This window comes from Microseira sp. BLCC-F43 (assembly GCF_041929235.1).
GTDB lineage: Bacteria > Cyanobacteriota > Cyanobacteriia > Cyanobacteriales > Aerosakkonemataceae > Microseira.
The window spans coordinates 83813-104927 of record NZ_JBHFNP010000029.1 but is presented as its reverse complement, the minus strand read 5'-3'; the positions used below and the strand labels follow the sequence as shown (position 1 = coordinate 104927).

Here is a 21115-nt window from a genome sequence, read left to right as displayed (position 1 = left end):
GCCTTTCAAAACGTGTGTAAACGTGTTGGTTTCTTGGTTTGACCCAAGCACATCGCATCTTTTGCCAGATGTATGCCCTGACGCGGGGAAGAGACCAGTAGTACCTGTCTCTTGTCTCAAACAAATACGGTTTTTAGACCGTTTGGGGCATTTCTGCCTCCACCAACGCCAATCAACGTTTTTTGATTCTATGGCTGTGGCGTCAACCCTTAACTTCCGTAGTTCGTCACGCTACGTTTTTCGGCAACTTGGTGATGTTTGATGATGTTTGCCGAAAGAAGTGTTGGCGATCGCCATCTCCCATCTACATGCTAGCTGCGGAAGCGGATTCTGGGCGAAGACCTGGGAACCGGAGCTTTGCGAGGTGGGGAACTTCTCGTGGGAGGCTCATGGCTTCCCGCACCATTTTCTCTCTCTGGCCCTATACCACCGTAAATATCCAGGTAGACTGATTGTCCAGCGGCTTTGGCAGCCGCTTCAATCACCGTCCGGATTGCCTGAATATTCCTGCCACCCCGACCAAATACTCGCCCTTTATCTTCTCCTTCAAACGCCAGACGAATCCAAACTTTTGGTTTGCTGGGGTTTGTTTCGCAGTCTATCTTCAACGAACTTGGCGACTCTAAGAAAGGCTGCACTAGAAATCGCACCAGTGCAGCATAATCTGGCATAGCTACTTGGGCTGGGATGGACGGTTTACTGGGTGGCTTTTGCGCGGACCTGCTCGAAAACATTAGCTTTTTCCAAGATGTGGCGAACGGTGTCTGTTGGCTGCGCTCCTTGTTGGATTCGCTTAACGATCGCAGGAATGTCTAGCTTTGTTTCGTCGGTTCTGGGGTTGTAGAAACCCAGTTCTTCCAAAGGACGACCATCGCGACGCGAGGTACTTTTCATGGCAACGATCCGGTAACTAGCTTCCCGCTTTTTGCCGTATCGTTTTAATCGAAGTTTGATCATGTTGCAGCAATCATGCTCTCAATTGTGACTAATCATCCATTGTACGTCTTTCGCCTGGTACTGGAAAATTGCCAGCCTGACGTACAAACGTGACACTAAACTTCCCTACGCTGTAGGGTGCGTTAACGAAGTGTAACGCACCATCTCTATCATATGCACTGTCGCTGGGTAAGTCCCGTCTCAGTTTGACGCGCTTCTGGCTGGTTCTGCAAGGGTTGCCCCTTCGGGCTTTAACACCCCAGCGAAAGTCCCCATCCCTCAAGAGGGTGGGGATGGACAGTGGGCGCGGCAGCGCCAATCTCTTGTTAATTATGATCTCAAAGTTGACCAAAGCCTTTTTTCTTTTTCTCTTTTTTCTTTTTCGGTTTGGCTGCCCCCTGGTTATAACCCCGCCAACCGGGTGGCGCTGGACGGTTGCCCCCACCAAAGGGAGAAAGACCCCCTCCCGGCATTCCAGGCATTCCCGGCATGGCAGGCATCCCGCCCCCTTGCCCCATTTGCTGCATCAGACTCCGCATTTTTTGGAAATCGCTCACCAGCTTGCTGATATCCGATTCTTGGTAGCCGCACCCGCGGGCAATGCGACGGCGGCGACTGGGGGACGCCGATAGCAAATCCGGGTTTTGGCGTTCCTCTTTGGTCATCGAATTAATCATCGCTTCAGCCCGCTTTAACTGGGCTTCCCCTTGCTGAAGTTGGTCGGATGAGAGCTTGTTCATCCCTGGAATCAACTTCAGCAAACCCCCCAGCGACCCCATATTTTTCAGCAGCCGCAACTGTTTGAGAAAATCCGTAAAATCAAACTTCGCTGCCAGGATTTTCTCTTGCATCTTGGCGGCGTCTGCCAAGTCCATTTCTTCCTGGGCTTTTTCTACCAGGGTCAGGACATCTCCCATGCCCAGAATGCGCGACGCCATCCGGTCTGGGTAGAACGGTTGCAGCGCCTCTACCTTTTCCCCGACGCCGACAAACTTAATCGGCTGACCGGAAACCCGCCGCACCGAAAGCGCTGCCCCACCCCGCGTATCCCCGTCCAGCTTGGTTAAAATCGCACCCGTAATGCCGATTTGAGCGTGGAACGTGCGGGTAAGGTTCGCCGCCTCCTGCCCCGTCATCGAATCCACTACCAGCAGGGTTTCGTGGGGTTTAACCGTCTGCTTGATGCGGGCTAATTCCGCCATCATGTCTTGGTCGATTTGCAGGCGACCTGCGGTATCGATTATTACCGTATCGATGCCTTCTGCCTTGGCTCTTTCTACGCCCTGACGGGCAATTTCCACTGGGTTGGCATCAGTGCCCAGTTGAAATACGGGTACGTTAATTTGCTGACCCAGGGTAACGAGTTGGTCAATCGCCGCTGGTCGATACACGTCCGTCGCCACGAGTAGGGTGCTGCGATCGCACTTTTGCAGGTGCAAAGCCAGCTTAGCAGTAGCCGTAGTTTTACCCGTCCCCTGCAAACCCGCCATTAGTACGATAGTGGGGCGAGTTTCTGCGATCGCTAGGGGGACGTTGGTTTCCCCCATCACGGCTACCAACTCGTCGTAGACAATTTTGATAAACTGCTGGTCGGGTCGCACCCCAGCAAAGACTTCGGCTCCTTGTGCCTTGACTTCGACCTCAGCAATAAAATCTTTAACCACCTGGAGGTTTACGTCTGCTTCTAAGAGGGCGCGACGCACTTCCCGCAGAGCCTCTTGTATATTCGACTGGGAAATGCGATCCTGCCCTCGCAGTTTCTTCCAGGCAGCTTCTAAGCGTTCGGATAGGGCATCAAACATAGAATCGGTACTTTATCAGATATCAGTTAACGAGTGAAGTACGCACTACCAGACTTAGGGGTTCTGGTGGGGGCTTCCAGTTTCATTCGCCGTTGCCACGTTGGCCGTCCGGAACAGGCATCCGGTGATGGTCTTACACAGCGTCCACGATCTTGCCGTTCCTAGCATCAGTGTGCCATCATCGCAAAAGGTTAGTCTTCGCGCCAGGAGTGACGATTGGTGGCTCGACAATTATACCTAAGTGCGATCCCTGTTAGCCAACAGGTTAAGAGCTTCTCTTTATTGTATGCCTTTAGAGCAAGTTTCCAAATATTGGTAACTTAAGCTGGCATTTTTCCAGCATAATTATCAAAGATAGCGAGATTCATTTAATTAAAATTAGCGGTTAATCAACTATTATCGTTAACCTTTAGATCGAAAGCAGCTTGAGATTTCATTCATGGCAAAAACTAACTCAAAGAAGAAATCCAAAAAACAGGCTGCATCTGAAACTCCTAAACTCAGTCCCAAGGAGGAAGCCGCACTAAAAAGGCAGGCGGCGAAGCACCGACAAGAATTCATCACCTACACGAGTGCCGTTGTCGGTGGATCGCTCTTTCTTGGCTTAATGCTGTTTCCAGTTGGCGGAGTGAAAGCCACAGTGGGGGTATTTGCCGGGTTAGTCGCGATGTGTCTGTCTTTCAAATATTACCGTCAAGCGCTTTGGGCATTTCTGATATATGTGCCATTTGGTGGTACGGTTGTGTATGCGGTTGCGGGCGGAAATGCGCTATTCCAACTGGCAAAAGATGGGTTTTACATTCCGGCAGTCGTTACCCTTTATCAGGAATGCCAGCGGAAACGGCAGCCTTTTCTGATTCCCGAAAAGCTGAAACAGCCTCTGATATTTTTACTGGTGCTTTGTTTGCTGACGCTGCTGGTGGTCAACGGCGCTCAGCAGATTCTTCCTGTGTGCAATCCGACTTTGCCACGTGGTACGGCCTGTAAAAAACAAAATGAGCAGGCAATTATCCTGGGACTGATGGGGCTTAAAGTTCTGCTGGGATACCTGCCCTTAATCACCTGTGGATACTATCAGATCCGCAATAAGAAAGAGTTGCTATTTTTGACCCGATTGCATCTGGTTCTGGCGATTATTTGCTCGGCTTTGGGGTTTATGCAGTACTTTTTCCTCACCAGTGGCAGGTGTGTGGGAACGCGAGGGATGTCTGGAGAGGCTTTATTTAAGGCAACCCTGGAAGCACGGTGTTTGGTAGGTGGTGCGTTGGTGTTTAGTCCTGAAGTTGGGATGATTCGCTTGCCGGGGACTTTCGTTTCTCCCTGGCACTGGGCTTGGTTTTTGATTGGTAATGCCTTTATGACGTTTGCCACTGCCTTTAGCGACCCCTCGCCCCTGTGGCGGATGTCGGGTTTGATTGGCATGGCTGGGGTTTTTGTCAATGCGGTGATTTCTGGTCAAAGAATTGCTCTGGCATTGGTTCCCGTAGTCACGATTATTTTGTTGGTGCTAACGGGTCAAGTGGCTAACTTGAAACGGTTTATACCCATAGCATTAGGACTTGGGGTGCTGGGGGCTGTTGCTGCGGCGATGTTCCCCGCAATTATCCAAGAACGGGTGCAAAGCTTTGTAGACCGCTGGAATGCTTCACCCCCCACTGATTTTATTGCCGCTCAGGCAGGTAGCACCTCTGGCAGACAAGAGGGAATTTTTGGGGCGGGTTTGGGACGCGCTACAAACTCGGCACGAACTTTTGGGGATGTGGAGTTAATTGAAACTTACTATCCAAAAATGTTCCACGAAATCGGCCCGTTGGGGGTGCTGGCATTTTTGGGACTGGTGACAACCCTAACGTTCGTCACCTTCAAAGCTTACCGCTCGGTGAAGGAAAAAAATTTACGCAGCTTTGGTGCCAGTTTTTGGGTGTTTGTTTTGGTCATCAGTTACAACACTTACTGGTATCCTTTGGATACCGATCCGGTTTGCGTTTATTACTGGTTTTTTGCCGGAGTGATTTTAAAATTGCCGGAAATAGATAAGCAGGAACGGGAAAAATTAGCCGCAGAGGAGGCAAAGGATCCCAAAAATAAAAAGAAACAAAAACTCAAATCTAATAAAACCGCTACTACAAAGAAGGCGGCGTAACTGGTAGATAATAAAGCCAGTGGCGAGGCTAGAACTGACAAAAGGAGCTGCTTGACCGTGACTTGGCCTTTGATTTCGGTAGTTATTCCCACTTACGGACGCGAGGAACCCTTGCGGGATACGATCGCGGATGTTTTGCAGCAAGATTATCCAAATTATGAGGTGCTGGTGGTCGATCAAACAAAGACGCACCAGAGGGAAACTCAAGCTTATTTGGAAAAACTGGCGGCAGATGGCAAAATTCGCTGGTTTTGCGTTGATTGGGCGAGTTTGCCGGGGGCGCGAAATTATGCGGCGCGGCGGGCAACGGGGGAAATTATTCTGTTTATTGACGATGATGTTCAGCTCAAACCCGGTTATTTAGCTGCCCATGCCCGTAATTATATAGATCGTCCGGAGGTGGGGGCAGTTGCTGGGCGAGTTTTCGACCGGATGAAACTAACTGATTCCGGCGGAGAATTGACGATTGAGGATTTACCACCCCAGGCGATGGATCCCGGAATTGCTTGGTATTACATTGACTTGGTGCATACAGTAAAGCCGCAGCAAGTGATTTCGGCGAGGGGATGCAATATGTCTTTTCGCCGGGAAATCTTTACGAAGTACGGACTGCACTTTGACGAACGGTTTAAAGGCAGTGCGGTGCGGGAGGAATCGGATTTTTGCTTAAGGTTGCGGCAGACTGGTTATAAGATTTGGTACGACCCAGAGGCGGATTTAGTTCACTTGGGGGAAGAAACGGGGGGTTGTCACGATATTAGTACGCGCAGTCTCCGATACCAAATCACCTTCTATCACAACCACTTCTTAATGGCACTCAAAAACTTAACGCCTTTCCAACAAATGCGATTATTTGCTCGTTTGTTTGACTGTCACGTGTTGGGGAATCCCCCTTGTAATAAAAGTGGTTCTCCCATCAAAATTATCACCCGCGCTGGATTCTACTCCCTGGGATTTATTAACGCGCTGGGTACGCTGATAAAATCTACGATTGATGACGGTCAAATTTACACTCAACAAGATAGCGTTAATGGCGTTCCCAGGCAGAGCCGTGGTCACGAGGGGTAATGGGTAATGGGTAATGGGTAATGGGTAGTATTTTAGATTTTATTGCTATATTTTTACCAATTACCAATTCCCAATTACCAATTACCAATTCCCAATCCCCAATTCCCAATTCCCAAAGTTATGAAAATTTTAGTTGCTAGCCACACCTATATTGTTGACCTCAATCGCGAAAAGCTACGTGCTTTAGCTAATCTAGAACCGGGAATTGAAGTCACCGTAGTTGTGCCGCGCCGCTGGCAACCCGGTGGCGTTCAAAATAAAACGATTGAAACGCAATTTTTACAGGAAGGTTCGTTTCAAGTCGTGCCGGTTTCTAATTTTAGTCAAAACAATCAAGGATTGCTTACTTTTGGCATCGATCTGATTTCTTTGTTGCGCCGATTTCGCCCTGATATAATTCAGGTAGAACAGGGTTCTAAGGCTCTGGCTTATGCTCAATTTATTTTCCTGAATCAGATGCTGGGATTAAAGGCAAAGAATGTATTTTTTACTTGGTGGAATTTGCCTTATGAATTAAAGTTTCCCGTTTCTGTTCTGGAAGCTTATAACCTGAGCAACACTCACGGAATTGTAGTGGGAAATAAAGATGGGGCTGAAATTTTGCGCCAGCGCGGCTACAATGGCCCGATGAAAGTTATGCCGCAACTCGGTGTTGATGAAATTCGGTTTAAACCCCAGCGTCAACCAGAATTAGCGGCTAAATTGGGGATAAATTCGACTGATTTTGTTGTCGGGTTTGTCGGGCGATTTGTTGAAGAAAAAGGATTGCTGACGCTGCTATCAGCATTGGCTGGGTTACATGATAAACCCTGGAAATGGCTCTTACTAGGTCGCGGCCCGTTGCAATCAAATTTAATGGAAATCGCAGCAGAAAAGGGAATAAAAGATAAACTGATTTGGGTAGAAAGCGTTCCTCACGATGAAGTTCCTTGCTATATCAATTTGATGGATACTTTAGTGCTGCCTTCCGAAACAACTTATAAGTTTAAAACCCTGACGGCAGCGGGGTGGAAAGAACAGTTTGGTCACGTGTTAATTGAAGCAATGGCTTGCAAAGTGCCGGTGATTGGTTCTGATTCTGGCGAGATTCCCCATGTGATTAAAGATGCTGGTTTAGTCTTTCCAGAAGGGAATGTGGAAGCTTTGCGAAATTGTTTATTCCAGTTGATGGAACAACCTGAATTAAGAGATAATCTGGCTGAGTTGGGTTATCAACGGGCAATGGAACAATATACAAACAAAGCTTTAGCTAAGCAATTGTTGGATTTTTATCAGGAAATTAGTTAAACGAACCACTCCAGGCACAGAGGACACGGAGAAGGATGGGAAGGGGGTAATTTGAGAATGCTAGGAGAACAAGATATTAAGATAAGGGAGGCAAATAAACAGGAAGATTCTCTGATTGCCAGACATTTTTATCAACTGTGGCGGGACAATGATGTTCCTAACCAATCTATCCAGTATAACTGGCTTGAAATTACGCTTCAATTTATAGAAAGGGCGCGTCAAGAACTCTGCTACAAAGCTTTTGTGGCAGAGATTGATGGTGAAGTGGTTGGGTCGGCTGGGTGTCAGCTTTTTGCTGGTTTATACCCACAGGCGCTAGCAGAAGAATACCGAAAATATGGATATATTTGGGGTGTCTATGTTGAACCGCCTTTCCGCGGACAGGGTATTGCTAAAAAACTTACTGGTATGACAGTGGATTATTTAAAGTCACTTGGCTGTACTCAGGCTATTCTACACGCTTCTCCATTAGGCAAACCTGTTTATTCTAGCCTTGGCTTTTCACAAAGCAATGAAATGCGGTTGGATCTGATTTGAAAATTGGTAATGGGTAATTGGTAATGGGTAATGGGTAATGGGTAATAGAATTAGGTTGAAAATTAAGTCTAGGGCAGGCGAGACGCCTACCCCACAAGAGTTTTTACAGAGGTATAGTTTAGTTTTGCAAGAAGTCTACCAATTACCAATTACCAATTACCCATTACCCATTACCCATTACCAATCACCAATTATCTAAAATTATGCGAATTCTGCAAATTGTTCCTTCAATTTCTTTAGTTTACGGTGGCCCTAGCCAAATGGTGCTGGGTCTTTCTGCTGCTTTGGCTAGGGCAGGGGTTGAGGTGACGGTTCTCACTACTGATTCTAATGGAGATACGGGGCAAGCGCCGCTGGATGTTCCCTTATATCATCCCGTCGAACAAGATGGGTATCAGGTGCGGTATTTCCGCTGTTCTCCATTCCGCCGCTATAAATTTTCCCTCGATTTGTTGCGTTGGTTATATCAACACGCCAAAGAGTTCGATCTGGCACATATTCATGCTTTGTTTTCGCCTGTTTCTTCTTTTGCGGCGACTGTGGCGCGATCGCGCCACCTACCCTACATTCTCCGTCCCCTCGGCACTCTCGATCCAGCCGATTTACAGAAGAAAAGGCAGCTAAAACAAATCTATGCCGCGCTGCTAGAAAAACCTAACATCGCCGGTGCTGCTGCTATCCACTTTACCAGCCTCCAGGAAGCTAAAGTTTCAGAACGATTCGGTGTTTCTACCAAGGATTTGGTCATTCCCTTGGGTGTCACCCCTTCTCCCACCCTCAACAAGGGCGAATTACAATCCAAAATTCCGATAGTGCTTTATATGTCGCGGATTGACCCAAAAAAGGGGTTAAATTTGCTACTTCCAGCTTTAGAAAATCTTTTAGCTGAGGGATTTAAGTTTCATTTTGTGCTGGCTGGTGGGAATCCGCAAGACCAGGCTTATGAGGCGAAAATAAAGGCACAGGTGCAGGGGTCGCCGTTAGTAGAACACACTACTATTACTGGATTTGTCACGGGCGATCGCAAAACAAACTTCCTACAACAAGCCGATCTATTTGTCCTGCCTTCTTATTACGAAAACTTTGGGATTGCGGTAGCAGAGGCGATGGCATCTGGAACGCCCGTGGTAATTTCAGATGGAGTTTATATTTGGCAGGATGTGCAACAGGCAGAAGCTGGCTGGATTGCCTCTCTTACCCTAGAATCACTGATGAAAGCGTTAAGATTAGCACTTAGTAATGCTGAAGAAAGACGGCTTCGGGGTGAAAGGGCGAAAGAATATGCGTTGAGGCATTATAGTTGGGATGCGATCGCGCAACAGACCATCGGGGCATATCAAGAAATTCTGTCGTTGAAATAAGACCTGGTGCGATCGCCGCTGGGGTAGGATAACAATTCCTACCCGAATGTTTTGGGCAAATTGTAAAAAGATCTATTGCCCGACCGGAGAACCGGATTTTATGGCACAATCGCAAAGTAGATAATTGATCGGTTTCAAAATCGGGGGAAACTTGTTATGGCGCTTAGATTAGGCGACACTGTACCTAACTTTACTCAAGCCTCTAGTGAAGGCGAAATCAACTTTTACGACTGGGCAGGCGACAGCTGGGTGGTTCTATTCTCGCACCCTGCGGATTATACACCCGTTTGCACGACGGAATTAGGGGAAGTCGCCCGCCTCAAGCCGGAATTTGACAAGCGAAATGTGAAAGCGATCGCTCTGAGCGTAGACGATGTAGAATCCCACAAAGGCTGGATCGGCGATATTGAAGAAACCCAAAGCGTCCAGCTCAATTATCCGATTCTGGCAGACCCGGATAAAAAGGTTTCTGACCTTTATGACATGATCCACCCCAATGCCAGCAATACGGTAACAGTTCGGTCTGTGTTCGTAATCGACCCGCAAAAGAAACTGCGTCTGACCTTTACCTATCCTCCCAGCACGGGGCGCAACTTTGATGAATTGCTGCGGGTAATTGACTCTCTGCAACTAACGGATAATTACAGCGTGGCAACTCCTGCCAACTGGAAAGATGGGGAAGATTGCGTAATTGTCCCATCCCTCAAAGATCCGGAAGTGCTGAAGCAGAAATTCCCCAAAGGATATGAGGAAATTAAACCCTATCTGCGGATGACGCCTCAACCCAATAAGTAAGGCAAAAGTCAAATAGGGTGAGCAATACTCACCCTATTTGGTTTTCCCATATTGTTAGCTTATACTTTAAAGTGTCGCTTTAAATTGTTGATGGGCTGCTCGATATAATGCCATGAAAGCATTGCCACAACAATCGTGGTTACAGTGTTAAGCACAAATTGAATTCCCACTGACTTGGGATAGGAAAAGCCCAAATAATTCAGGATAGTAGGAACAACCCAGCCAGCTACAAAACTGTGATAAATGTATATTCCATAACTAATCTTACCCAGGTAGACAAGCGGTTTGAATTCTAAAATACTGCCTGTAATGTTCCCGAAACCCCGTGCAGCACGATCTACTACCCAGACAAAAAACAAAGCGTTGATACTATCTTGAACGACTAATCTGAGTCCAGGATCTATATGGTTTTTGGTAATAATGAGAGCGAAAGACAACGAACCTCCGATCCAGAAACCCAGATTGGATAACAAACTCTTAGATCTAGATCTATTCTGGTTGTAATTGTAAAATGCTAATAAAGCTCCTAAGCCAAGGGAATCAAAGCAGGCGGGGGTAAGCAGGTTGATTCTAATTCGGTCGTTTAATGCCATTTGCAGGCATAAAATCCTGAACAAAGGCGCGATTATAATTGTTGAGTAAATTAGCTTATCAAGATGCTTTTTAGGCACGAATAAAACAAACAAAGGCCAAAATAAATAGAATTGAAACTCAATAGCTAAAGACCAAAAGGGTGAATTAATATCCCACTTATGCCAAGCATAGTAAAAATTGGATAAGTAGGCAAAATGCCAAATAAAAGATGGATGAAGCCCTAGAAAAAATATTGTTGTAAAAAAAAGAGTGAGATAATAAATAGGTAAAATTCGCAGGAAACGCCGGATATAAAAATTGCGTATATTAACCCAAATGCGTTGATTACCTTCTAGGTTTTCCCTAGTATTTAATAAGATCAAGGTAATCAGAAACCCACTAAGTACAAAGAACAACTTGACTCCAAGTGTACCTACTCCAACCGTGGAATTAAAAAAAAATTGTTGAGGTAGCCAGTGGTAAACTAGGACACCAAATACAGCTATTGCTCGTAAAGCATCTAGCTGAATCATGTGTTTTAATTGATTTTGTTTTTTGACTTTTCCGGTGAGTTGGAGTTGTAATTGCATGGAGATTTTGGAATGGCGAATGCATGTTGAATGGTGACGGCTTCTGTCTAGTAGCCGCCTTGTAAACCAAGGAAAATATGCACATAAAAATATCAGTAAACCCTGAAGGGTTTACTATATGCACCCCAAAAAAAGCTCTCCTCAACACCTACGATTAAGAGTAAGTAGGCGGCGCAAGAATTACTGTTAATGAAAGAGTGGCGAAAAGGCTAGCGCACCCTCGTTACCAGTCGCCACTGGAGATTAAATATTAGCCAAAAAACGAATATTCATTTTCACAAACCTTTCACAAAATATTAGCTGTAGGCCAATGAATGCATAACCATATTGCCTGACTGTCAATCGAGATAACAGGGAACAAACTTACCGACAGAAGTCATAGGCATACACTCGATATTGCTGGCACTATATCCATAATCATACTGTAAATTTTTAGATCTGTGTCAAGCTCCCCGTGGAGTAAACCAACCTCAACAATGAAATTAGTGGGTGGCTCTGGGTCACTTTAATTTTTAAATATGCTATGGCATAGGTCGGGTATCGCTTGTCTTTATTGGCGTTCGCATATTTATTTAAATAGGAAAAAAGCATCAACAAAAAGTAGGAAGACTCGATAAATACTGAAGTATTAAGCAAATAGAAAAAGTTTTCATAAATCGGCAGTTCCTATCTGCAGGAAAATACGGTAAAGTTGAGATAGAGGTAAAAAATGAAGCGATATTCGGGTATTCCAGAAAATTGAAGCGGACGCGGGGACACCCCATGGTAGGATCGAGGGGATTCCAACTTTGAACAAGAAGGGGAGACTGTGATTAAAAACTCCCCGCGTCACCGTGTCAGAACTTCCCCGTGTCTTCTTCTCTTCTCCACAAATAAATTCGGGAGGCTCAAGACTAGGTGCTTCTCACTGGAGAAGGGTGCAAGAGAGCGTCTGCGGGTGCTGGTCAAGCGATCAGTAAAGCTGATTAATTGGCTCAAATGCTTGCAGCCGTAGGCATTTGCCATACCCGCTGGTCAGAGGGTCTGATGAAACCAGGTTTGGCACGCCAAAAACTCTTGTGGGGTAGGCATCCTGCCTGCGTTTGACTTGGTATTCGGTCCTTGTCTAATACCGATATAGGTCAAAATCTTTATAGCGAATGAGATTAGGTAAATTGACGATGGACATCAAAGACGGATTTGTCGGCACAATTGGCAACACGCCGCTGATTCGCTTGAACAGCTTTAGCGAGGAAACTGGATGCGAAATTTTGGGTAAGGCAGAATTTCTCAATCCCGGCGGTTCGGTTAAAGACCGCGCTGCGCTCTATATCATAAAAGAGGCAGAAGAAAAAGGCTTGCTCAAACCAGGGGGTACGGTTGTCGAGGGAACCGCTGGCAATACGGGAATTGGACTGGCGCACATTTGCAATGCCAAAGGCTACAAATGCCTAATTATTATCCCAGATACTCAATCTCAGGAAAAAATGGACGCATTAAGGACGCTGGGTGCGGAAGTCCGTCCCGTTCCCGCCGTCCCCTATAAAGACCCCAATAATTATGTCAGGCTATCCGGTCGAATTGCATCTGAAATGGAAAATGCAATTTGGGCGAATCAATTTGATAATTTAGCAAACCGCCGCGCCCATTACGAAACGACGGGAAAAGAAATTTGGGAACAAACCGATGGCAAAATTGATGCTTTTACCTGCGCTACCGGAACGGGTGGAACTTATGCGGGAGTGTCGATGTATCTGAAAGATAAAAATCCCAACGTTAAAACAGTTTTGGCAGATCCGATGGGTAGCGGACTTTACAGTTATGCCAAAACGGGAGAAATCAAAATAGAAGGAAGTTCGATTACAGAAGGGATTGGTAATAGCCGCGTTACGGCGAATATGGAAGGCGCACCCATCGACGATGCGCTCCAAATTGATGATAAACAAGCAGTAAGGGCGATTTATCAACTGCTAAGAAAAGATGGACTGTTTATGGGTGGTTCTGTGGGAATTAATGTAGGTGCGGCTTTTGCGCTTGCTAAGCAGATGGGGCCTGGTCATACAATTGTGACAATTCTTTGTGACGGCGGTGCGCGGTATCAGTCGCGGTTGTTTAATCGGGAATGGTTAGCGGCAAAAGGTTTATTACCTGATTAGTCAGTCGTCCCGGTAAAAAGCAGCGGGGCGGGTTTATATAAACTTATATATGCTAGGTAAAACCCGCCCCTACACCACTAACAAATGACAACTATGCAAATCAACGCATTGGCAGTTTATCAGTCTGGTGAAGGCTTAAAGCCTTATAGTTTTGAACCACAGCCACTCCAAGGTTATGACTGCTTAATTAAAGTTTTAGCTTGCGGTATCTGTCACTCGGATATTCACATGATCGATGGTGACTGGGGGAACTCCCGGTATCCGTTAGTACCCGGTCATGAAGTTATTGGGGAAGTGGTCGAGGTTGGGAACCAAGTACGGCATCTGAAAGTGGGCGATCGCATCGGCGTTGGCTGGCAAATGTCTGCGTGTCTGCAATGCTCTGATTGTCTCAAAGGTAACGAAAATCTCTGCGACCAAAACAAAGCATTGATTGTCAACGGCTATGGCGGTTTCGCCGATTACTTAACTGTAGACTCGCGTTTCGCCTTTCCCATCCCCCCCGGAATTGACACCGAAGTTGCAGCGCCGCTGTTGTGCGGCGGTATCACTGTATACTCAGGTTTGCGCTATGCTGGCATGACTTCCGGGCAAGAAATTGGCATAATTGGCATCGGCGGTCTGGGTCATTTGGCGGTGCAGTTTGCCAGTCATTTGGGAAATAGCGTCACGGTTTTTACCACCTCTGATGATAAGGCGCAGTTTGCTACCCAACTAGGGGCGCGTCACGTCGTGGTTGTACCCCCCGGAGCATCCCCGCCCCCTCCAAAGCAAAAGTTAAATATATAATACTCAGTACCGTTCCGATTTCCTTAGATTGGGGGGCTTATTTGCAATATCTCGATTCTGACGGGACTTTATCCCTAGTCGGCGTGGCTTCCGAGCCGCTTAATATACCGCTGTTCGCTTTACTTAGCAAGCGTCGCCGGGTTATGGCTTCTCCGATTGGTGGGAGAGGGATGATGATGGAAATGCTTTCGATTGCGGATCGGTTTGGCATTAAACCGATTGTAGAGACGTTTCCTTTGCCACAAGCGAACGAGGCGATGCAGAAAGTCCGGGATAACAAGGTACGCTATCGAGCCGTTTTGACAGTTAATTAAGGCAATGGAGTCTGCTAGAACGGTTTTGGTTTGCCAAAATAATGCCTGTCGCAAACAGGGTGCGGCTAAAGTGCTAGCAGCATTTCAGGCGCATCCTGTGGCGGGGGTTTTTGCGATCGCTTCCCGTTGTCTGGGACAATGCGGCAATGGGCCGATGGTACTGATTTTGCCGGAGGAAGTTTGGTATAACGGGGTACATCCCGATGAAGTGCTAGCAGTCGTAGAACGACATTTGCGGGGAGGTCAACCTGTAAAGGCAATGCTGTATCAAAAGTTTCATCGGCAGAATTAAATGGGGATTTAAGTCAAATTCAGATCTTGCACCTGTTGCTTGTCCCCCGCCGTGGAATAAATTCCCAGGGTTTTTAGCCCAAGTCCACTTAAGTGGACTGGTTTGTATTTCAGTCCTGTTTTAGAGGACTTTTGCTATCAGCTTTGGAATTTATTCCCTGGCGGGCTGTGGGTATTAGTGCAAGATTTCAGTCATAATTAATTGGGTCAGGACTTACGCAGGTCGAAGCCAGAAACCGGGTTTTTGATAGAAACTTTGGTGTTTGCGTAAGTCCTGTGGGTATATCCCTATGGGGAACGGTGTTCTATGGGGATTCAGGGTGAAAGTCTTGCTCAAATCTGGCACAAAGGCACAGGACAAAGTCCCGTTGTGGCACAGGGAGAAAGCAGCCAGCGTCCACTATGACTTAAACTGCATAAGTGCAATGGGGCAAGACATAGATATAAATGGAAGTCTTAGGTCAAAATGAAATTATGACCATCGCACAACTCACATCCAGAATCGACGCGGTTAAAATCTACGCTGCTGGTGCAACAATCGCACGCATCGCCGAGTTGCGCCTCACACCAGACTCATTGCCAGAACAAGTAGAAATTGCTTCATTGCCTCTAGCTTTGGATGATACCAGCGTCCGGGTGCGGGTTGAATTCGATGGCGGTAATGTCCCCATTGCATCGGATATTCGCATTGGTTTAGCTGTTCCTCCGCCATCAGAAACACCCAATCCACCAGCGGATGAAGAACTACGTGCAGCAAAAGCAGAAGTGCAGCGTCTTGAAGATATTATTGCCTTAATCGATAACGAGATGGCAGTATTATCTGGGCTAGAAGTACCGGATCGCCCGGAGGGAGAACCTGGGAAAGCACCACCGCCGTCGCCTATGAGTGCAAGACTCGCACTGGCTAATTTTAGCGACGAACAAATCCGCGCCAGAATGCAGGAAAAGCGGGAAACATTAGAAATGTTGCGTCATGCTAAAGAACATCTGGTAGATTTACAACAAAAACAGACACTTGCTTCTACTGCTAGAAATGCTAGACCGAACGAACTTCGCAAAACTGCAATTGTTAGTTTAAGTTATGAAGGCGAATTCAATACAGAGCAACAGACGCGGTTAGTTATAGAGTATTTTGTACCGGGGGCGCGTTGGAATCAGACTTATGTTTGTCGTTTGAATAGTGTTGATTCAACTGCAAATATTGCAATTCGCGCCTTAATTTGTCAGCGTACAGGTGAAGATTGGTCGGGCGTGCGGTTGGAACTTTCAACCGCATTGCCGATGGCTTGGTGTGCCTTGCCAGAATTGCCTTCGTTGCGACTTGGTAAGGCGCAACCTGTGGTGAAAAAGACTGGTTGGCGCAGACATCCTATAGGTGCAGAAATACTTTTTGAAGATTACGATCGCCAGAAAAAGATTGCTCTTGCTGCTGTTGATAAACACCAACGCATCGCCAATCTTTTCGCTCCATCTGTATCGCGATTACAAAAAATTACCAGCATTCAGGAATTTGAGAAAGCTTTTGCTGGTGCTGGTGCGGCTATGGATGAATTTGCCGACTTGGAGGCGATGCTTGCTGAGTCAGAAAAAACTGAAGAAATTTCAGAAGCAATTCCGATGCCAATGGTTGTTTCTGAGGCACCAGCAGATGCACCTGAATTTATCCGTCGCGCAACATTGGCAATAAGAACTAGAGCTACCACCCCAAGAGCATTAGTGGGTAGCTTCCAGCAAGGACATGCCCTCAGCAACACCACAAAAATAACAGATTATTCAAGCAATTATATTGCCTACGGTTTAATGCGGCTAGGTGCGGCAAACGACAAAACAAAGCGCGGTAAATTATCGCTAGAACAAAGAAACGAAGTTTACCTAGAAATCCTCCAACGCCAGAAAGTTGTTGTAAATTTTGACATCACAAAAGTCGTCCAAACAGCAGTAAACACAGCCGAAAGTTGCCTTGATCTCAACCTTCCTCCCGGCGGTATTAACGTGCGAGAAGTTGCAGCTTCTTTTGACTATGCCTACAGCGCCAATGGCAGAATTGATATTCCTTCAGATGGTCAATTTCATTCTGTCGCCCTCACAAACAAAACCACAAATGTAGACCTGCGATATATCGTCGTTCCCCGTGAAAATACCAACGTTTTCCGTATAGCCGAACTTCGCAACCCCCTACCAGCACCCCTACTCAGCGGCCCTGGGGATGTTTACGTAGATGGCGAGTATATTTTATCAAGCAATATTGCCACCGTACCCCCAAAAGGAAAAATGGAAATCGGACTGGGAGTCGAACAAGCAATCAAAGTAGCCAGAAACACATTTTATCAAGAAACCCGCTCTGGCACGGTATTAGTCGCCTTTAACGAAATGCAACATAAAATTGAGATCGAAATTACCAATCGCCTGTCCAAAGAAGCGCGAATTGAAGTGCGGGAAAGAATACCCGTTCCCCAAGAAGGTGCTAAAGTAGATGTGCAAATCGATCGCGTCTCGCCAGCATGGGAAAAGTACGAACAAGAGAAACGCGGCACGCCGATTCGAGGCGGTTATCGCTGGCGGGTAAAAGTACCTGGTGGACGCAAGGCAAACCTATCAGCAGACTACACGATTAAAACCTATGTCGATAGCGAAATCATCGGAGGAAATCGGCGAGAGTAATAATACTTCGTGGAAAAATCCCTGCAACGGGTGAAGCGCCGATAAAAAAACTTGTTGAGCTAGAAAGATATCCATATGATTTACCTGGCGCATTAAACCGATATCTTAAATCAACACAAGACATTTATCAGGGGCAAAACTATGCAGCCGGAACGACAAAAACGAATGATCGGCTACTTTATTGAAGAGGCTACAACACACCTAGATACCATCGAACAGGGTTTGGTAAATTTGAGCAACAGTATTGATAAATACTCGATTGTTAACGATCTTTTGTTTGCTGCTCACTCCCTCGCCGGGGGAGCCGCGATGCTCGGGATTGACAGTATTTCCAGTATTTGTTCCAATTTAAAATCTTGTTTTCAAACCTTGCAATTGGAAAGTTCGGTAAAATTTGACCTGAAGCTAAAAAAAATGTTCATGCAGGCATTTTACGGGATTAAAGAGTTAGTTTATCATCTGAATCAATCTTCAGAACTCAGCGATGCTAAAGCGATTAAAGTTATGTCAGAAATCGAAATAACTTTCGCTCAAATTAGGGATTATATGGATGGAATGGGGAAGCGATCGCTCCAAAAGGACCCCCCCACTTTTTTAACCGATGAAACTCTATCCATGTTCGATTTTTTTGAATAGGTAATTGCTAATTGCTAATTGCTAATTGCTAATTGGTCACAATTATTACCTGGTTACCGCTGGCAATTGATCGTTGACGTAGACATTAATTAATCAAGGGTCATCTCTATGCAAGCACTTCAACCTCCAGTATCGGTCATTCAAGAATTAACTTTATCCGCTTTGTTTCTATTGTGACGCTGCTGGAAGACCGGGCACAAGTGAGGCGAATTGGCAAGAGCAATTTTACTCCAGGACTGTGGCGAATTAAAGTAGAACAAGTCGCACCAGTTTTATCAGATAAATCCCTGCGCGCCGAATTTTGTCAGGACTATCCCAACGCACGCATTGATGATGTTAGAGTGCGGCGGGAAATGTTAGTTAAAGAAGCGGATAAACCGGATGAAATTAAAGCATTAGAAACCGAAATCCGTTCGCTAACCAAAACCTTTAACAATACCGCTGAAGACCGCCAGCACCTCGAATCTTGCTTTGAAAAAGTCAATGCTATCCTGGCAAAAGGTTTGCAAGAACTGCCTATCGATGCCATTTGGGGACAAATCGATCCTAGAACTTGGCGCGAGCAATTTTCTACTCTGTTTAAACAATTGCGAGACTTGCGGGTAGAAATTTTGAATAGCTATCACACCCAGGAAGATTTAAGTCAGAAAATTAATGACTTGATTGCTAAAGCAAGTGCATTATCTCGTCCCGATATGATGTATAATGCCCGCATCGAAGCAGATTTAATGATTCCTCAAGCGGGAGAATATGAAATTGCCTTTGATTATGTCGTTCCTAATGCGATGTGGCGTCCTTGGCATCAGGCGCGTTTGTTGAGGACTGAAGTCCTTACGAACCTGGAGGGGACTGAAGTCCCTACTACTAACTTGGAGGGGACTGAAGTCCTTACTACTAACTTGGAGGGGACTGAAGTCCTTACTACGAACCCACCTGCAAACTTATCTTTTCGCGTTGATGGTTGCGTTTGGCAACGCACGGGGGAAGATTGGAACGATGTAGATTTAGTATTTTCTACTGCAAGAAGCTCGCTGGGAACTGAACCGCCACTGTTAACAGATGACACTTTAAATGTTCAAGAAAAATCCCAGGCAATTATTATAGAAGCTCGCGATCAGAAGATTCAAACAACTGGAAGAGGAATAACCCAAACCGCTGTCCCTGAAGAAACTCCTGGCACTGTAGACTTACCAGGCGTTGATGATGGCGGCGAAGTCCGTACTCTCCGACCTGCAAAAAAAGCGACTATTCCTTCTGATGGTCGTCCCTACCGCGTGCCTATTTTTTCCTTTGAGTCGGCAGCGGAAATTGAGTATATATTAATGCCGGAAATGTCCTGTCAAGTTATGCTTAAAACCGAACAAACCAATACTTCTCAATTTCCCATTTTGGCAGGACCAGTTGATTTAGTAAGAACATCTGGTTTTGTCGGTCGTACCGAGGTTTTATTTATTGCACCAGGGGAGAAATTTGCTTTAGGATGGGGACCGGATGGTGCAATGCGGGTGCAACGGACTCAAACCCAGGAAAGAAAAAAAGATCATCTCACCCGGTGGAATATTGTCACCACTACGACCAAGTTATTCCTTTCTAATATTGGAGCAGAATCAAGAGTGATTAAAACCACTGAGCGAGTGCCAATTTCGGAGTTGGATCAAGTAAAAGTTGAGGTAATTTCAGATAAAACTTCCAACGGCGTGCAACCTGATGAAAATGGCTTTTGTACTTGGAATTTCCAGATGGAACCTTACTCGCAACTCCAGGCATCTCTAGTTTACCAAATTTCCGCCGCACCAGAAGTACGAGGAATTTAGGGTTAATGTAGGGGCACGGCATTAACCACCTTTGCGATAGTAAAAAATTTGTCTATGCCGTGCCCCTACTGGGACAGCACGGCATTAACCACCTTTGCGATAGTAAAAAATTTGTCTATGCCGTGCCCCTAATTGTCGGTCAGTTGTACAACTTTTGGTAGCAAACTCCGATAGGGAGGTGGAAGACTTTCTTCTAAGCAGGTATAAGCGGATTCTTTAACTAATATTTTGCCGGTCCAATCCGCACTAAAATCTTCACCAGGGATAAATCCCTGTGCGGCGAGGGTTAGACAAATCAAGTCTTTCACTTCTTCTAGCAAATCCAGGTGAGTTTCTAAATCGTAAAAGTTGTTCAAAGTCCATTCCAAGGTCTGGGAGTCGGTTTCGGATAATTCGATTAGGACTGTTGTGAAGATCTCGGTTGTGTAATCAAAACCCGCTAAAGCACTTAGGGTTTTTCTATAAGATTCTACTAGAGTTTTGTTCTGCTTCTTTAGGGCGCGGATAATCAACCGACAGCTAAAGTCAAACATTTCAGCAGAAGTGCGATACATGATAACGCTCCTTGGGACTGAAAATTTAGAGAGGATGCTTAAAGGCAGTGTCCCTGCCCGATTACTTCCAGTGTCTAACAGATCCGATGGGGTTGAAGGAGAAGTTAGCGATTTTAAGGAGAACTTAAGCAAGATTTACACAGAACTGCGTTCGCTACTGAATTGCTTTAGTAAATTATGTTACAGCGTCGTACTGGTCTGCGTATAAGGTATATCGACTCAACAGGGCGATATCTAAGTCTGGCAATAACTCGCTGCGCTCAATTTGTTCGTAGCGATCGCGCAAGCGATACAGTTTGAGTAAGCCATCTTCCCAAAACCAGACTTCCGGAACGCCAATTCGTTGATATAATTCTAATTTGTTGATTCCTCCACTGGTGAATATTACCTCAATTACCAAGTCGGGAATGGCTTTCTTTGTCTCCAAATTGTAGGATTCATCCGGCTCTTTTTTCGCATTTTGCTCCTCGCTACCTAGAGTGGGGCCACCTTTAACATAAAACCGGATACCTTTTTGCCTCATATAAGCTTCTAACAGCAAGCCGATTGTACTCTTAGTTTCCTCGTGTTCTGGACTCACTGTCATAATCTCTAAGATGCCATCTAAATAAGTAAACCTGACTCCGGCTACATTTTCAAATGCTGCTTCGATGGCTTCTAGCTGCGACCAGCTAATGCCATAAAATGTCAAGCAGCGTTCTTGATTTTCTGGTTGGGATATAGTTACTGCCACGATTGGTACTCCTTGTGAGAGCCTGGAAGAGTAATTATTTAATGAACCGCAGAGGCACAGAGGACGCAGAGGTAAGAAATAAGGAAGAGGTTAGTC

19 protein-coding genes are annotated in these 21115 nt (G+C 45.9%); 13 read left to right on the top strand and 6 right to left on the bottom strand.

What is annotated here, in order from left to right; translation table 11 throughout:
* Positions 1–311: 311 nt before the first annotated feature.
* The 3 genes from ACE1CM_RS04375 to ffh all read right to left on the bottom strand — a co-directional run bounded on the left by ACE1CM_RS04375 (position 312) and on the right by ffh (position 2738).
* Entirely contained in the window at positions 312–671 is a 360-nt protein-coding gene (locus tag ACE1CM_RS04375) for a KH domain-containing protein (RefSeq protein WP_374876191.1), read from the bottom strand.
* A 25-nt stretch (positions 672–696) separates the two neighbouring features.
* On the bottom strand, positions 697–957 hold the full coding sequence (gene rpsP, locus ACE1CM_RS04370; RefSeq protein ID WP_226575656.1) for a 30S ribosomal protein S16: 261 nt from the start codon (positions 955–957) through the stop codon (positions 697–699).
* A 317-nt stretch (positions 958–1274) separates the two neighbouring features.
* The gene (ffh, locus tag ACE1CM_RS04365; protein WP_374876190.1) at positions 1275–2738 is read right to left on the bottom strand and encodes a signal recognition particle protein; all 1464 of its coding nucleotides are present in this window, start codon (positions 2736–2738) and stop codon (positions 1275–1277) included.
* Positions 2739–3177: 439 nt separating this feature from the next.
* Here ffh and hpsL point away from each other — a divergent pair, with 439 nt between their 5' ends.
* The 6 genes from hpsL to ACE1CM_RS04335 all read left to right on the top strand — a co-directional run bounded on the left by hpsL (position 3178) and on the right by ACE1CM_RS04335 (position 9929).
* Positions 3178–4881 carry a hormogonium polysaccharide biosynthesis protein HpsL gene (hpsL, locus tag ACE1CM_RS04360; RefSeq protein ID WP_374876189.1) on the top strand — a complete coding sequence of 568 codons (1704 nt, stop codon included), beginning with the start codon at positions 3178–3180 and terminating at the stop codon, positions 4879–4881.
* 57 nt (positions 4882–4938) lie between these two features.
* Positions 4939–5949: a hormogonium polysaccharide biosynthesis glycosyltransferase HpsN gene (hpsN, locus tag ACE1CM_RS04355; RefSeq protein ID WP_374876188.1), complete on the top strand. Its 1011-nt coding sequence runs from the start codon at positions 4939–4941 to the stop codon at positions 5947–5949.
* A gap of 120 nt (positions 5950–6069) precedes the next feature.
* The gene (gene hpsO, locus ACE1CM_RS04350) at positions 6070–7236 is read left to right on the top strand and encodes a hormogonium polysaccharide biosynthesis glycosyltransferase HpsO (protein WP_374876187.1); all 1167 of its coding nucleotides are present in this window, start codon (positions 6070–6072) and stop codon (positions 7234–7236) included.
* A gap of 57 nt (positions 7237–7293) precedes the next feature.
* Positions 7294–7773: a GNAT family N-acetyltransferase gene (locus tag ACE1CM_RS04345; protein ID WP_374876186.1), complete on the top strand. Its 480-nt coding sequence runs from the start codon at positions 7294–7296 to the stop codon at positions 7771–7773.
* Between the two features lie 203 nt (positions 7774–7976).
* Complete coding sequence (gene hpsP / locus ACE1CM_RS04340) at positions 7977–9134, top strand: hormogonium polysaccharide biosynthesis glycosyltransferase HpsP (protein ID WP_374876185.1); 1158 nt, start codon at positions 7977–7979, stop codon at positions 9132–9134.
* 156 nt (positions 9135–9290) lie between these two features.
* The gene (locus tag ACE1CM_RS04335) at positions 9291–9929 is read left to right on the top strand and encodes a peroxiredoxin (protein WP_226575680.1); all 639 of its coding nucleotides are present in this window, start codon (positions 9291–9293) and stop codon (positions 9927–9929) included.
* 59 nt (positions 9930–9988) lie between these two features.
* Here ACE1CM_RS04335 and ACE1CM_RS04330 read toward each other — a convergent pair whose 3' ends face one another.
* Positions 9989–11092, bottom strand: a complete 1104-nt coding sequence (locus tag ACE1CM_RS04330; protein WP_374876184.1) for an acyltransferase family protein — start codon at positions 11090–11092, stop codon at positions 9989–9991.
* A 1160-nt stretch (positions 11093–12252) separates the two neighbouring features.
* Between ACE1CM_RS04330 and ACE1CM_RS04325 the strand changes: the two genes are divergently transcribed.
* From ACE1CM_RS04325 to ACE1CM_RS04295, 7 genes are all read left to right on the top strand, one after another.
* Positions 12253–13227 (top strand): cysteine synthase A, encoded by a 975-nt coding sequence (locus ACE1CM_RS04325; RefSeq protein WP_374876183.1) that lies wholly within the window; start codon positions 12253–12255, stop codon positions 13225–13227.
* Positions 13228–13320: 93 nt separating this feature from the next.
* Positions 13321–14016 carry an alcohol dehydrogenase catalytic domain-containing protein gene (locus tag ACE1CM_RS04320; protein WP_374876182.1) on the top strand — a complete coding sequence of 232 codons (696 nt, stop codon included), beginning with the start codon at positions 13321–13323 and terminating at the stop codon, positions 14014–14016.
* Positions 14017–14057: 41 nt separating this feature from the next.
* The gene (locus ACE1CM_RS04315) at positions 14058–14330 is read left to right on the top strand and encodes a hypothetical protein (RefSeq protein WP_374876181.1); all 273 of its coding nucleotides are present in this window, start codon (positions 14058–14060) and stop codon (positions 14328–14330) included.
* A gap of 4 nt (positions 14331–14334) precedes the next feature.
* Positions 14335–14622 (top strand): ferredoxin, encoded by a 288-nt coding sequence (locus ACE1CM_RS04310; RefSeq protein ID WP_374876179.1) that lies wholly within the window; start codon positions 14335–14337, stop codon positions 14620–14622.
* A gap of 473 nt (positions 14623–15095) precedes the next feature.
* Positions 15096–17282, top strand: a complete 2187-nt coding sequence (locus ACE1CM_RS04305) for a DUF4139 domain-containing protein (RefSeq protein WP_374876178.1) — start codon at positions 15096–15098, stop codon at positions 17280–17282.
* 141 nt (positions 17283–17423) lie between these two features.
* A complete protein-coding gene (locus ACE1CM_RS04300; RefSeq protein ID WP_374876177.1) occupies positions 17424–17918 on the top strand; it encodes an Hpt domain-containing protein in 495 nt (164 codons plus the stop codon).
* Positions 17919–18091: 173 nt separating this feature from the next.
* Positions 18092–19732 carry a mucoidy inhibitor MuiA family protein gene (locus tag ACE1CM_RS04295; RefSeq protein ID WP_374876176.1) on the top strand — a complete coding sequence of 547 codons (1641 nt, stop codon included), beginning with the start codon at positions 18092–18094 and terminating at the stop codon, positions 19730–19732.
* 128 nt (positions 19733–19860) lie between these two features.
* Here the strand turns inward: ACE1CM_RS04295 and ACE1CM_RS04290 are convergent, their stop codons facing one another.
* Positions 19861–20286 (bottom strand): hypothetical protein, encoded by a 426-nt coding sequence (locus ACE1CM_RS04290; protein WP_374876175.1) that lies wholly within the window; start codon positions 20284–20286, stop codon positions 19861–19863.
* Between the two features lie 175 nt (positions 20287–20461).
* Positions 20462–21019 carry a Uma2 family endonuclease gene (locus tag ACE1CM_RS04285; protein ID WP_374876174.1) on the bottom strand — a complete coding sequence of 186 codons (558 nt, stop codon included), beginning with the start codon at positions 21017–21019 and terminating at the stop codon, positions 20462–20464.
* Between the last annotated feature and the right edge of the window lie 96 nt (positions 21020–21115).